This is a genomic window from Clostridioides sp. ES-W-0018-02 (assembly GCF_020658175.1).
GTDB lineage: Bacteria > Bacillota > Clostridia > Peptostreptococcales > Peptostreptococcaceae > Clostridioides.
This window is the reverse complement of sequence record NZ_JACVVY010000001.1, coordinates 942,908-958,295: the sequence shown is the minus strand read 5'-3', so window position 1 is coordinate 958,295 and position 15,388 is coordinate 942,908. Positions and strand designations below refer to the sequence as shown.

The window sequence follows — 15,388 nt, the reverse complement described above, 5'->3', positions numbered from 1 at the left end:
TAGTGTAGTAGGTAGAATATTTTTTATACAATACTAATTTTAATGGTACAAAAATTAGTCATTGTATACATATATAAAAATAAATATAAGAAGTAAACTTAATAGGGGGGAACAATGTTAAAAAAAATTAATTTAGAGAGCTGTTTTAAACATGCTATGGAAAAGGGATATAATTATTTAGGTGTGGTTGTAAAAATAGATGAAAATCACAAGGAGCTAATAGTAAATACCAAAAATAATTTTCAAAACAAACTTAAGTATTATAAATTAGCTTATGATGAAAATTTGAATCATAATGTAGCAAATGATATGAGTATAACTGATTTTACATATGGAAATACATTAGCAGATATTGAAAGTAAATTACAAAAAAATTTTATATAAAACAAAAAATATGCTTTTTAATTTAACAAAGTATATCTTATAGAGGGTATATTACATAGTGAATAAGCAAATATGACCCCTCAAAAAATCCGCGTAATACCAACAAATCTAAGAATCCCAAATAAGCTTGTTAGCATTTAAATAATGCTAACAAGCTTAGATATACTAGTCTAAGATATCTCAACTAAGGAAGGAATAATATGGATAAAAGTATAAAGGAAGAGAATATATTGAGTTACAATCCTAATTTAGAAGTAGGGAGATTTGAAAATTTTGAATATACATCAATAGTAAATGAACCTATAACAATTGAGGATTATAAGACTAATATTTTGAAGTCATTTGAAAAGTATCATCCATCAAAAGTAGTATCAAAATTAAATGAACTTATATCATTAATCAAATCCTATTTGAGTTTGATAGAAAATGATGCATATCAAGGTAAGATTACAAAGCAGTATTGTTTTTCTATTACAGAATCTGAACAATATATACTAAAAGAGGAAAATTTTAAAAATTTATATGGAGATTCTAAGTTTGAAAGTTACTTAGAGATATTAAATATAAAAAACGAATTATTAAATATAAGAAAAATCTTTGTAATGGGGATATACACAACTAAAAAAAATGATTATTTATTTGATGATATAGATTCTTCATTTATTAATAAATTGAACCAGTATGAATATGAAAAGAGTAATCATAATATAAATTACTTTTCATTATTTTATGATATTCAAGTTACATTTATTTTATTAGAATACTGTAAGAAAATAGAAAAAATAATTAAAGAATTATATTTGATTGAAAATAGAAAAAAAGGACAACCAATAAATTCAGAAACACATTTTATTCTAAACAAAAAGTTTAACCTTATAAATAAAACTATGAAAAATGACTTATTTAATGAAAAAAGTATACATGGAAATATAGAGGATTCTTTACATAATCTATTTTTAGCTAAACATGATGTAAATACATTTATAAATAATTTTATTAATTTAAGAGATGAATTTAACTTACTTAATGAGATAAAGGAAGATAATCTAAATGATGTAGAAATTTGCATTGATGAGTTAATAAATGCTTGCATGATGTCTGTAATTTATAAAAAAGATGTTTATAATTCACTATTGAATAAGTCAAAGATAAGAGAATTTTTTACTAAATAATTTACAATAGAGAAAAATGGTTGGTATATTCAGAAAATGAAAAGTATTAATAAGGAGGGTGAATATATGGCTGTTAAGCAAAAAAATATTAAGAAGAAAGATAAAGAGGAGCTTTACTCAAAAGCAGTAAAAATAAAATGCTGTTATTGTAGTAAAAAAGAAGATTGTTTATATCAAGCAAGAAAAGAGTTTAGTGAAAGTATAGGTCATATAACCTATTGTACATTAACTCCAAATATTCCTAAAAAACAACGTAAAAAAATAAAACGTTAGTAAAAGGAGAGCATATATGAAGAACTATTTAAAAAAGAGAGTAGGAAATAGAGGGTTTTGGGTTTCTCTAGCAGCAATGATTCCACTTACAATACAATCTTTTGGATATATTGATATACTACCAAAAAATTATTCTGATATAGTAAATTGTCTTTTAGCCTTACTCACAACACTTGGAATATTGAATGACAATTCTACTGAAAACAAGTGGTATTTAGATGATAAGTAATAGATTTTATTGAATAGCTAACATATTTACATTCTAAAAAAACTTTTCAAAAATATTTATAACAAAAATAAAAAATAAAGGAGATAGTATTATGATTTTTAATGATTTGAAGATACCTAGAGGAAGTTCTTTTGACCCAATGCAAGGAGTTAGATCTGTAGATAATATAGATGGGGATGTCACAGAACTTGTTACAGTTGAAGGTGAAGTCGATGTGAATGCAATTGGGGAATATACTTTGAAATATTCAGCTCCAGATAGATCTGGAAATATAACAACAGCAACTAGAATAATAACAGTTATAGATACAGGTGCTCCTGTAATAAGTGGTGCTGATAATAAGACTATAAATTTATTGGAAGAACTAGATTTAAAAGCTGGAGTTACAGCAATGGATGATATAGATGGAGATTTAACTGATTCGATAGTTATAGAAGGCTCAGTGGATAATACTATACCTGGAGACAATAAGATTGTTTATACTGTGGAAGATAAATCTAAAAATAAAAGTACAGTAAATAGAGTAATAACAGTTGTTGATAATGTAGCTCCTATATTATCTGGTGTTGAAGATTGTACTGTAGAATATGGCTCATCATTTGATTCAAAAGCTGGGGTTACTGCTAATGACAATATAGATGGAGATTTAACTTCTAAGATAGTAATAGAAGGAATAGTTAATACTTCTGTTTTAGGAGAACAAACATTAACATATAGAGTTTCAGATGTTGCAAATAACGAAGCAAGTGTTGTGAGAAAAGTTACTGTTGTTGATACTGTTAAGCCAGTATTTTCAGGCGTAGACAATTTAACATTAAATTTAAATGACACATTCAATGCTTTAGAAGGTGTAACAGCTGTAGATGAAGTTGATGGAGATTTAACAGATTTAATAACTGTTGAAGGTGGAGATTTAGTTGATACATCTGTTGTAAAAGAATATCAAGTTACTTATAAAGTATCTGATAAATCATCAAATGAAGCTGTAGTAGTTAGATTAGTATCTGTAATAGATAATATACCTCCTGTATTAACTGGGGTTGAAGATAAAGAGATAGAAGTAGAGCCAATACCTAAAGAAGAAGTTTAATAAATGATGTAGTAGAGGTGAAATTATGAGTAACTTTAATGTCACTTATAGTGCTGGTGGAAACATAGATAAAATAAAAAAAGTTGGAAATATTGAAGAAATAAATAATATAGAAAACATAGAAAAAATAGATAGTCTATCTGAAGTAGAAAACATAGAAACTCTTAAAAACATTGAAAATTTAGAGCAAGTCAAAAATGTGGCAAAACTTGAATCTGTTTCTAATATAGAGAACCTTAATGAAGTTAATACAGTCAATGAAATAAAAGAGATAGGTAGTATAAGGGGATTTGCATCAAAAACACAACCATATAATTATATGAGATTAATAGAAGTTCCAGCACTTAGAGGAGTGTTTGAAGAAGAAATAGTTTTGTCTCCATCTGAAGTTGAGATTCTTGCTATATCTGTTACATGTAGTGGATATGGAGAAAATGACCACTACAATTTATATTTTAATGAACAATTATGGTTTAAAGATTGGTACTTGGGAGAAGTAAAAGAGGGACTTTTCTTAGGTTCATCAACATATGTATATTCAGCACCTCCAAATTCAAGAGTAATTTTAAAATTTCATAATGATAGCGGAACTTCTAAAAAATTATGGTTTGGTATAAGAATGTTAAAAGACCCAGAACCAATTTAGAGATGGAAAGGAAAATTAAATATGTTAAGTAATGAAATAAAAGACTTTGTCTTCCATGAATTTAAAACAGATGCAGACAGTTTTGTAAAAGATTTAGTAAATGTTTTGGCTTTAGGGAATTATACTAAAGAAGTAAAAGATGTATCTGGAAACTTAATGAGAAAATCATTACCTTCAAAAGAAGATTGTTGGAATATAGTGTATCCTAACCCAAATTTTAAACTTATAAAAGGTAGAGAAGTTTCTTCTTTTGATGAGATAAATGCAAGTGAATATGAAATAATAACTAAGGACCAAATTTCTAAAATAACTGATTCTGTTGTTGTGAGAGCTGTAACAAGACCATCTGATAGAATTACTCAGCAAACAACAAAAGTTGGCTCTGATGAAATTTTAAAATATGGACTTCTGGATAATGATATAGAAGAAAATACAGTTATGTATTTGGAAGTGTATTTTCCAAAATATTTATGTGATACAGAATTGGATGACCCTACTCAACAACGAGATGGAAAAACTGTACCAAAAGTTGTAAATCTAAAAACTGGTGTAAAAGATGCGCAAGCTAGAAACTATCATAACTGCTATATGAGAATTTTTGATAATCCAAATAAGGACTATTCTGGTCCAGCAGAAAATGTTATAGATATGGTAACTGGTGATATAGCTGAATTTAATTCTGCTTCATCTGAATGGTGTAAATTATCTTGGTTTACAGATTTTGATGAAAAGTTTAAATCAGAACTTGGTATAACTGGTTCAGATGCTCTTTTAAGAATACCTATTACATCTTCTTTAAATAATAAGACTAAAATAAGAGTACTTGCTAATATACATCCAAATAGAGTGCTTATAAATGTTACAGGTAATCCAAATGTAGATTATGAGGACAATAGATATTTAGTTGGTCAAGCCTATATAGGTTCTATTGATAGTTTTGATTTTGCTAAGAAAGACATAACTGGTAATTTTGGTATATTTACAACTTCTTCATCTGTACCTTCTATACCAAAGTTTAATATTAAATATAGTGAGCCTTTTAATGGAGTCAATACGCTTGGAACTGATGGAGTAAAAACAACTGGAAAAAATGTTATATCAAATGCAGGAGCTAAGTCAGCTTGGGTAAATATAGGTACATTTCCTTGGTTAAATAATTCATTATTTAATACTAGACCTGCAGATACAATAGTAAAATATACATATAATAGAAGAGATATTCCAAGAGATTTTGGTTCAAATATTGCTGGTGGAAAAACAACTATATATGAACCTAGTTTGCAAGTTACAATAGGAGCTTCTGTAAATAATGAATTTGTGGCTGAGTTTGGATTAATGAATCCAAATATAAAATATAACTCATATGGAGTATTTTATATTACACCTAATGCAAGAACTTCTATATCAAGAGAAAAAGTTACTTTTCCATCTGAGCTACCAATAACTATAGATAAACCAATAGTAAAAGACATGACAGTAGAAGTTCAAGTGACTTATAATGAACAAGATTTATATAACTATATTAGAAAGTATGTAGCACAAAATGATGGAAAAGAGCTTTTAAATGACCTAAGTTATTATATATATGGAGCACAAGATGGAACAGTTGAAAGACCAATTTATTTTTATCTAGGTTTTGATGAAGTTGAAGAAAGAACTACTCAAGAAGGTGGTTCGAATAGAGATAAATACGGAAATCTTGTAGATATAAAATACCATCAAACTTATGGTGTGCATACAGCAAATGGAACAACGGACTTTGCAATGTACAAAACAGACTCTGCTGACTATTTTCAAAGTCACTATTTTATGTTCTCATCAACAGAGCAATTCATGAAAAAACATATGTATGGTAAATCAGTATATACAAACGAATACTTTGCAGATAGGATAAAAATTGTCCATAGTGCAGAAGGTGTTCGTGGAGCTTTATCAGGTATGATAGTGATAGATGCTGAATCACTTTTCCCATTTGATGAATTAATAGTAAACAAATCTTTTGAAAAATATGAAGATAAACCAGAAGAAACATATATATACCTTCCATTAACTACACCTTATACTCCTTTTGCAAATTCTCCAAATGAAAGATATGGTGTTGGAGTATTAAAAGAGCTTAAATATAATGAAAGCAATGATGATTCTAGATGTGAAACTGCATTAAGAGAAATACAAGATATGTATAAAGATATCTATTCTTGTACAAATAATGCTGAATCAGTTTATTTTGCTGATAAAACAGACAATGGATTAGAGATAACATGGCATTCTTCTGATACGAATATAGTAAGTTTTTCTAAAGGAGCAGATGTTGAAGAACCTACAATAGAATTAAAAATATCTCCTGAAAATCCAATTTTAAAAGTTGGAGAAAAAAAAGTTCTTTCTTTACTTGAAGGAGAAGAAATAGTAGAGGATGATAACATAATTTGGATTTCATCAAATGAAAATATAGTTACTGTTTCTCAAAAAGGAGAATTGACAGGGATTAAAATAGGTGGGGCAGTTATAACTGCTAGATATAAAAGTAGAAAAGTTCAAACTGAAGTAAATGTAAATTCTACAGATGAATTGGATGAATCAAATTCACAAGAAGACCCTGTTATATAAAATATAATGAGAAATAGAAAGGATGAATATTAATGTTAGGTATAATTAATAGACCAGATTTCTATGAAGGAGATAAAGAAGTATACTTATCTGCTACTGTAAAGTCTGGAGAAGTCTCTAAAACTAAAAAATTTAAGGTACTTGTAAAAGCATCGAAGCGAACTGATTTACAAAGTGTACTAGAGGATATAGGAAATATATCTATACCAAATATAGTCACAGAAAATCTGACTTTTATACAAAAAGGTAGTTGTGGTTCAACTATAGTATGGTCATCTTCTAGTCCAAATATAATAGGTCAATTAGGAAAAGTAACAAGACCTGTATTTGGTGAACAAGATGCAAAAGTTACTATAAACATTATTGTGTCAAAGGGAAGTGTAAGTAGAAGTAAAGAATTTAAAGTTACAGTACCAGCATGGACTCAAGAAGGTGAAGTTGAATCTGCTGCTAATGCAATAACTTGGGAACTTATTAGAAATAAAAATACTGATATAAATAAGGTTACAAGTGATTTAGTACTTCCAACAACTATAGGAAATGAAATATCAATAACATGGACTACAAGTAATTCTACATGCTTGAGTGATAAAGGGGTAGTTACTAGACCAGCATATAAAGACGGTGATAGCATCGTATCTGTTACAGCAACACTTACTAAAGGTGAACTTATATCTACAAAAACTATAACTAATATTAGAATACTTAAGCAAGAGCCTACTAATCAAGAGAAGGTTGATGATTTTGTAAAAACTTTTGACTTTGTTTCATATATTGCACCAAATAAATCATTAACAGAACTTAGTGATAACTTTACATTGCCTGCTAAAGTTGAAAATATGTCATTGACTTTTTCGGCACTTGATAATGAAGGTGAAGACTTAACATCAACAAATATAAAATTAGAACTTGATAATCAGGCTCTTTCTTATAAAGCCACAATAGTGAGACCTAGTTCTAGCATTGGTGATTTTAGTTTTAATTTAAAAATTGAAGCTAAAATTACTGTCTTGTCAGAAGGAGAAACATCAGAAGAAATTAAGGCTTCTAAGATATATCCAGCTAAAATATTAGCTATGATTGAAGAATAGATGATTGCAACTTTTAAGTTTAGCACTGGCGTTTTCGTCAGTGCTAATTTTAAATATAATCTTTCTGGGGATGAAAACTCTATAGCTTTATTTTATAAGATAGAATGTGAACACACAGAAAGTAATATAGACAATACTTTGTTGATGTTAAAAAATGACAAAAAGTCAATGTGTATTAGAGAAAAACAGGTATTTTTTATAAAAAGTAAGAAATCTTTGCAACCAATATCCATAAGTAATATCTATATAAATAAAGTATATAAAAAATTATATGATAAAAACATTAGTGAATATATAAGTAGCTATAAAGATTTTAAGAAATTTAGAAATTTTAATAATATATTAAACTATCTAAGTAGAGAGGAACAATATTTAGATAAATCAATTATAGAACATATGCTGTTCGTAGAATATAGAAATACTAGAGACAAAATACAAATAAATGATAACTACAATACTTTTAAGACCAATCAAAATACTTTGTTCTTTCAAGATAATACAATAGAAGTAAGTAATATTGATAAATATCTAAAAATTTATGACTATGAGGATATGATAGGTCTTCCAAGTAAACAAATTTTTGTAGACTGTAAAAGTACAAATATAAGTGAGACAGAAAATGATACATATATATTTGATTTTGAAAAAAATATTAAAGACTTAGATAAAAAAATAAATGAAAATGATTCTATAGGTGTCAAAAACTCTATAAACAATAAAATATCTATAGAAAAACCAAAATTTGCTGAAAATCATATTAAAAACTTATCTATAAATTTACAAAAAATTATAAAGAATGGAGATTTAAGAAAAGTTTTTGTAGAAGAAAATAAAATGTCTACATCAGATTCATCAGTTAATGTAGATATTAATTTACCTTATTTGATTGATATACCAAATATACCAGAGGTTTTAATCAATAATAATATAAACTTAAGAAACGGTTTTAATAAGCAAATACTTATAGAAGATAAAAAACGTTTAGCAAAGGGATACTCAGATAAAATACAAACATTTTTAGAATCTAAATATAAACTATATAAAGCTAAAAATTATATTGAGTTATACCATTTACTAGATAATATTGAAAAAAACATAGATAGTAGTCTTCATATTGTAGATGATATTAAAGATTTTACACATGAAGGTTCAAATATTCAAATGAATGATATCCTCGCTGGATATGATTTTTCAAAAGGGAAACCCACATTTAATTTATATAATCTAAATATAGATGTAGGAAAGGCTGACAATCAAAAAATTTATATTTCTAGTATAGATTTATTCTTAAAATACTATAATCCAAAGTTTGATTTTAAAAATGATGAATATAACTTATTAATATCAAAGTCTAATAATAAGGAAACATCTATAATTGAGCATAAGTTATTTGGAGAATATTATAAAGGGAATATATCTCTTATTGACTCAATTATATATCCTGATTATCTTTCAAAACCTTCATTATATACATCTGAATGCTATATATATAAACGACTAGAAAATAGCAAATACAGACTTCTAATAAATAAAGAACTTGAAAAAGGGACAATACAAAAAAATGACTTTAAAACATCTTATGGTTATAGTCTGATAAATTTTTATAAAGAAGGTAGTTTATTAAATATTTCAGACCATATGGATGAGTTATATAAGTACAGTAATAATCTTTATAATATGTATCAAATTCAATTTGGAATCATGAAAAAAATCAAGGATACATCATCTGATGAATCACCAATTAAATTAAAGTTTTCAAAATTACCTACATATAAAAATGATGATGGTTACTTTGGAGTTGCGACAGAATATTTTCCTGACTTTGTGGTGATTGATGGAAGTAAAGATGAATTGATTCTTCCCAAAAGTGGTTTTGATTATAATATATATAAAGATAAGATATTTGGTGACAATCTTATAATAACAGATAAGGATAAGTATGTAAAAAAATACACACAAGCTGGAAATCAAATAATTGAATTACCTATAGAAAATCCAGTTGATTATTTTGCAAATATAGCGATAGATGTTATAAATATTGATGTTTCTGTTATGAAGTATGTTCTTGATACACTATACAATCAATGGAGACATAATATTTATAGATATGCTGGTATAGAGCCTGAAAAAGCTATAAAAGATTTGATAGACTCAACAATGAAGTATATAGGTGGAAAATATTATTGGGATAGATGCAAAATACCACATCTTGAGAGAACCTTAAAACTTTTTTTATGGTATGCAGAAATGAGTATATTGTGTAATTCAGAGTATGAAGTTGTATATATAAGAGAAGATTGTAAGATTGATTATTCTAATAAAACATTAGGAAATTTAGAAAAAAATATATTACATATTGACAATTTAGAATTGACAGATGATTTTGTTCTATCAAGTAAGAAAAAGGGTGTAAGTTCCAAGTTAAAATTTAAAGTCAATCAAGAATTTGATTTACAACTAAAATTTAAAGCATATATGGAAAACCGTGGTGTTTTAGAAATACATATAGGAGAAGAAATTTATACGTTCTTAGGAGATGAAAAACCTTCTTATAATATAGATTTAAGAATTCCAAAAGAAGTTAAAGAAGTAGAGATTTTATTTTTTTATGATAATGAGGAATCTTTTATAGATATAGCTGCTTTTAGAATAAAAGATATGTTCAATAAATCAGTTAAGATAAAATATATTGGAAAACTTGGAAAAACAAATAAAACTGTAGAATATTTGATAAATATGTTAAATATTGCAGGTGAGTCTATAGAAGATATACAAGTTAAGTTAGGAATTCAAAATTCAGTACAAGTTGCATATGCACTTGATACATTTAAAGATTATATGTTTAAACATCATAATAATAAAGAAAAAGGTAAGCGAAGAGTAATTAAAAAATAAAAATTATTTAAAATACTATCAAAGATAATCGAAGGGAAGAAATGTTATGGTAAATTATCAAATTCAATATAAAGAAAAAGTAAATCAAAATGAACTATCTGGACCACCAAATGAAGCAAATGAATTTTGGAGAGTTGTATGTGACATGCCAACTTTACAATCAGCAATATCAACTACCAAATCACTAGTGAAAAAATATGGGTATGAAAATTTTCAGATATGTAAAGTGACTAGTATAAGGGTTGAAGTTCATGCAGAGTAAAAAAAAATTAAATAAAATATCTACAGGATATATATTTAGTGAGGAATTTAATGGTACCATGAATCCTCTGTGGGATGTATTTCCAAGTGATAACAATAGAATCACCTTTACAGGTGATTCTATTAAAATACTTGAAAATGATGATAAAACAGAATTATTGATACCATGTCCCAAAGAATCTGGATATGTATTTCAAACATATATAAGGTATGAACCAAAAGAATCTAATGGTAATGGTGGTTGTATAATAAAGTCTATTACTGAAAATTATGTAGAATGTGAATTATCATCAGAAATCGAATCAATATATTATTCATATTTAAAAGTAATATATTCTGATAATTTTGTATTAAACCTTAGAGCATCAAAAGATGGATTAAATTGGGAAGATTTTGGAAGTACAAAATTGTTAGATTCTAACTCAATAGGATATTATCTAAATGACAGTAAAGATACATTAGAAATATTTAATTGTGAAATGTATAAGAATAACTTTATAACATTTATAGGAATTGATAAAACACAAAATATCAAAATATATGACGAAAATAATAAAGAAATAGTGACAGATGTAGATATGAAATATACTGAAGATTCAGTTATTATTGATTTATCATCAAAACTTTTTCCAATAAATCATGTAAAAGTAGAAGTTGAAAGTGGAGGAAGATTATCTGATACTATAACTATAGACAAGTTGTATGGTGGAGATGTGTATTCATTTGAACCAGAAATTAGATTTATTGTCAATGAAGCTAATATGGATAATGGTGACTTTGATTTAGGACTAGTACAAGGTAAAGATAGAGTTTATGAGTTACAAGTATTAAATGCAGGTGATTTTACTAAAACTGGAACCTTAAAAATAGTTGGAGTTTCTAGTTATGATAGGGGAGATAGTATGGCTTACTTGATGCCATATGGGGATTCAAGTGGAAGTTCTGAATTATTTAAAGAGTTGGACATTACTTTATTGCCTGGAACTACAAGTAAATTTTTGATTAAGATAATAAAGGACTCTAGTTGTATAACAATTGATGATAAATATAGTTTTAATATTATATTTATGTAAGGTGGTATGGTAGATGGGTGTAAGAATAAAAAGATATGGAAAAACAGAATATTTAAATGACCATAACCAATTAAAGAATACTGATATAGAGGACCAACATCCAATAAAAGCTATTACTGGATTGAATGAAAAACTAGATGATATAGATAACAATATAAGTATTAATATAGATGATATAAGAAATAACAGAAATGATATAGATATTATTAATAAAATGATAGAAAATGGTGAGATTGGTGGGGGTTCTGGTGGTGTATCTGATATAACTCCATTAGTTGAAAGAGTAAAAGTATTAGAGCAAAATGTAGTTATACTAAATAACAATAATTTAGAACTAAAAGAATTTGTGATTAGTGTATTGAATGAAGTAAATCGTTTAGAAGATGAACTTGTGAAAACAAAGCTTATTGTAGACGAATATCATAAAAATACTAATTTAAGTAAAAATAGTTTCACTGATACTTTGATAAATGACGATTACATACAAAATCTAATTGATTGTAAGATTGATATAAATAATGATAATGTTACATAAAGTGAGGTGATGATATGCAAGGAATAGATTTAGGTGAGCAATATGTAGACGAAAATAAGATTACATTTCCAAATGCGATAGCCATTTTTGATGGTAATGCAGGTATAAAAATAGAGTATTTAAATGCAAATAACATTGGAGTAACTACAGAGTATGAGATAAACAATAACAAAATAAGTAGTAAAGATAAGATAATTTATATAGAAGAGCATAATGAAAGTGTAATAAATGATATACTAAAAACTATAAAAATAAAAATATATAAAAAAATTGAAGTTAAGATAACACTAATTAAAAATAATACTAATTATATGCCTTTAGGGACAGTAGCTACTGCTGATAAGAGTTATCAAGATAACACTCCAGACAAAGCAATAGATACTAATCTAGAAACACGTTGGTGGGCATCTGATTATAGAGGAAAATTAAATCTAAGGTTTAAAAACATTACAAATATAAATGGAGTGCAATTGAAAGTGGATGCAGTCCCAACTGCAAAGAATACTTATATCTTAAAGTATAATGGTTACATAATAGGGCAAAAAACTTTAATTGTAGAACAAGCAAATCTAACTACTGTTGATATAGATGTAATAAATGGAAATTATAATGAAATAGAAATAGAATGCAAAAGTGAAGGTTTAGAAGGAAGTATTTCTCCAAATGGATCTTGGATTAGTATATATGAAGTCCTTTTAAGTGATAAAGAAGAATTAGCGTCAGATACTTGTATAATAACTAATTTAGGGGATCATATACAAGTAATAGATGAACATACTTTATTGTACTTAAAAGCAGAAGATTTCACAGACAGTAGTTTTAATAATATAGACATAACACCTGGAGGTACTCAAGTTATAGATGATGGTTATTTTGGAAAATGTTTTAACTTCACAAATATAAATCAACGTTTGAGAATTCCAGATGGTTCATATAAATTAAATGACGAATGGACTATAGATTTTAGATTATATATGAATTCATTGAGTACTCCTACATCTTTTGATATTCTAGGTAAAGGCTACTATCAAGGTGGAGTTAATAATGGATTTGTTGTTAGGATAGAGAGCAACGGCTCAATGCATGTTCTGTTAACTAATGGTTCAGCGATAATAAAAAGAGTAGTTGCTTTAGCTGGAGCTATAGAGTTTAAAACTTGGCAACATATATGTATTATATACAAAAATTGTGTTTTGAGTCTTTATATTGATGGAAAATTTATATCTTCACTTATTGACAATGATGTAGATATAAATGGTACAGGTAAAGATTTAATCTTAGGTTGCGGATGGGAAACTGACTCTACTAGAACTTCAAATCATAGAATAGATGAATTTAGAATTTCTAATGTAGCAAGATGGACAGAAAATTTTGAAGTGCCAACAGAGCCATACGATTATCCTTGTAAGATTGAGATATTAGAACAAACAGAACATCATATAAATTTTAGAGTTTTGATAAATACAACTACTGTAAATAAAGTTAAAGTATATGTAAATAATGAAATAGAAAAAGAGTATATTGATACTTTTGAAAATCTAGTTTTTGATATTATATATGATGAAAAATATATAATTGGAAAAAATGAAATAAAGTTTGTTGTTGAATACAATGAAAATAAAAATATAGAAGAAAAAGTAGATCATTATAGGCATAGAATTGATGAAAATACAATGTTTTTTCTAAATGGTACAGATGTAGTTGATAGTAGCTATAATCCAAAGGTTATAAATAACAATGGAGTAACAATGTCTGAGGGTGGTAAATTTGGTAAGTTTTATAATATGAAAACTGGATATTTACAAATACAAAATTTTAATCCTCACTTTAGAAACTTTTCAATAGAGTTTTATTTGAAGTTTAATGATAATAGTACACAAGATATATTATTTGATACTAGAGTTTCTTCTTATAACAAAGGATATTTAATTTATACAGAATCTAAAAAATTAAGATTCTATCTTAGTGAATATTCATATTCTTCTATAGATTATTCAAACTTCGATAAAAGTGTTTACCATCACTTCGCTTTTGAAATTAAAGACTATAAATATATAAAGATATACCATAATGGTATACTTAAAAAAACAGATACTTTGTCTGAAATACCACAAGAACATGCAAGTAACAACATATATATGTCAAAAAGATGTGATGGAGGTAATTATCGTTTTACCAATGAATTAAGCATGTTTAGAATCTCTAATATGAATATATACAATGAAAATTTTACACCAACAAATATTCTATATTGTTACGAACCTATATTGAAGGCAAAGCAAGCATCTGAAAATCAATTAATATTATCAATAAATGATAAATCGAATGTAATGAATAAGCTTGAAATTTTTATAAATGATTCATTAAAAGAAACCATAGTAGATAATTTCAATAATATTTCTTTCAATTTATTGTTAGATAATTATAATGATGGCTTTAATGAATTTGAATTATTAATGACATTTAACAACGTTAGGCGTATTATAAAAAGATTTAAAATTTATAAAGCTGATCAAAGGTTAATACTTGCAAGTAAATGTTTTGAGGTAAATAATATTTTATTTGATAAAATATATACTCATTTTAAACCTTTCTTTTTGGGTCACGGTAGTATTAATATTTTGTACTCAACAGATGATAATGAATTTACCTACTGCGATATCAATACTTTTACACAAATAAATTCAAATAACATAAGATTAATGTTTTTAATGGATTCAGATGCTGTAATTGAAGCTTATAAAATTTATGTAAAGGATTGCATTGATACAACTAATATTAACTTTAATGAAGTTTTACCTCCACCAAATAACATAGATAAATTTCCAGTGACTGGTGGTGAAGGACTTAGTGAAGAATTATTTGATGCAATAAAAAGTAATTTTGATATTTTAAACAATAAAATACTAGAAGAACAAAAATATATAAAATATATAAATGATAGAATTATCTCAGTAGAAGATAAAGTGTATGATATTGAATTTGATGTTGATGAATATCATAAAAATACTAACTTAAAACATAATCAATTAACTGATACTCTTATTAATGATAAGTATATAAAACAGTTAATAGATTGTGAGTTAGATATTAATAATGATAATGTCAAGTAAAAAAAGAAGGTGAATA

Annotated in this window: 13 protein-coding genes; all 13 read left to right on the top strand. The window is 26.4% G+C overall.

The genetic code is table 11. The annotated features are described in order from the left end of the window. The first annotated feature begins 114 nt into the window (after positions 1-114). The 13 genes from IC219_RS04310 (at position 115) to IC219_RS04250 (ending at position 15,372) form a co-directional block, all read left to right on the top strand. Positions 115-384 (top strand): hypothetical protein, encoded by a 270-nt coding sequence (locus IC219_RS04310; RefSeq protein ID WP_227824105.1) that lies wholly within the window; start codon positions 115-117, stop codon positions 382-384. 200 nt (positions 385-584) lie between these two features. Next, positions 585-1,556, top strand: a complete 972-nt coding sequence (locus tag IC219_RS04305; protein ID WP_227830686.1) for a hypothetical protein — start codon at positions 585-587, stop codon at positions 1,554-1,556. Positions 1,557-1,622: 66 nt separating this feature from the next. Continuing rightward, positions 1,623-1,829 (top strand): hypothetical protein, encoded by a 207-nt coding sequence (locus IC219_RS04300; protein ID WP_227824103.1) that lies wholly within the window; start codon positions 1,623-1,625, stop codon positions 1,827-1,829. 16 nt (positions 1,830-1,845) lie between these two features. After that, the gene (locus tag IC219_RS04295; protein WP_227824102.1) at positions 1,846-2,058 is read left to right on the top strand and encodes a phage holin; all 213 of its coding nucleotides are present in this window, start codon (positions 1,846-1,848) and stop codon (positions 2,056-2,058) included. A gap of 91 nt (positions 2,059-2,149) precedes the next feature. Beyond that, entirely contained in the window at positions 2,150-3,148 is a 999-nt protein-coding gene (locus IC219_RS04290) for an immunoglobulin-like domain-containing protein (RefSeq protein ID WP_227830685.1), read from the top strand. A gap of 25 nt (positions 3,149-3,173) precedes the next feature. After that, on the top strand, positions 3,174-3,794 hold the full coding sequence (locus tag IC219_RS04285) for a hypothetical protein (protein WP_227830684.1): 621 nt from the start codon (positions 3,174-3,176) through the stop codon (positions 3,792-3,794). 21 nt (positions 3,795-3,815) lie between these two features. Continuing rightward, on the top strand, positions 3,816-6,404 hold the full coding sequence (locus tag IC219_RS04280; RefSeq protein WP_227830683.1) for an Ig-like domain-containing protein: 2,589 nt from the start codon (positions 3,816-3,818) through the stop codon (positions 6,402-6,404). Positions 6,405-6,436: 32 nt separating this feature from the next. Then, the gene (locus IC219_RS04275) at positions 6,437-7,495 is read left to right on the top strand and encodes an immunoglobulin-like domain-containing protein (protein ID WP_227830682.1); all 1,059 of its coding nucleotides are present in this window, start codon (positions 6,437-6,439) and stop codon (positions 7,493-7,495) included. Continuing rightward, the gene (locus tag IC219_RS04270) at positions 7,496-10,390 is read left to right on the top strand and encodes a hypothetical protein (RefSeq protein WP_227830681.1); all 2,895 of its coding nucleotides are present in this window, start codon (positions 7,496-7,498) and stop codon (positions 10,388-10,390) included. Positions 10,391-10,436: 46 nt separating this feature from the next. After that, the gene (locus IC219_RS04265; RefSeq protein WP_227824096.1) at positions 10,437-10,652 is read left to right on the top strand and encodes a hypothetical protein; all 216 of its coding nucleotides are present in this window, start codon (positions 10,437-10,439) and stop codon (positions 10,650-10,652) included. After that, a complete protein-coding gene (locus IC219_RS04260; protein ID WP_227830680.1) occupies positions 10,642-11,724 on the top strand; it encodes a hypothetical protein in 1,083 nt (360 codons plus the stop codon). The genes IC219_RS04265 and IC219_RS04260 overlap by 11 nt, the downstream gene beginning before the upstream one ends. 13 nt (positions 11,725-11,737) lie before the next feature. After that, entirely contained in the window at positions 11,738-12,259 is a 522-nt protein-coding gene (locus tag IC219_RS04255) for a hypothetical protein (RefSeq protein ID WP_227830679.1), read from the top strand. Positions 12,260-12,273: 14 nt separating this feature from the next. Beyond that, positions 12,274-15,372: a LamG domain-containing protein gene (locus IC219_RS04250; RefSeq protein ID WP_227830678.1), complete on the top strand. Its 3,099-nt coding sequence runs from the start codon at positions 12,274-12,276 to the stop codon at positions 15,370-15,372. Positions 15,373-15,388 lie beyond the last annotated feature (16 nt).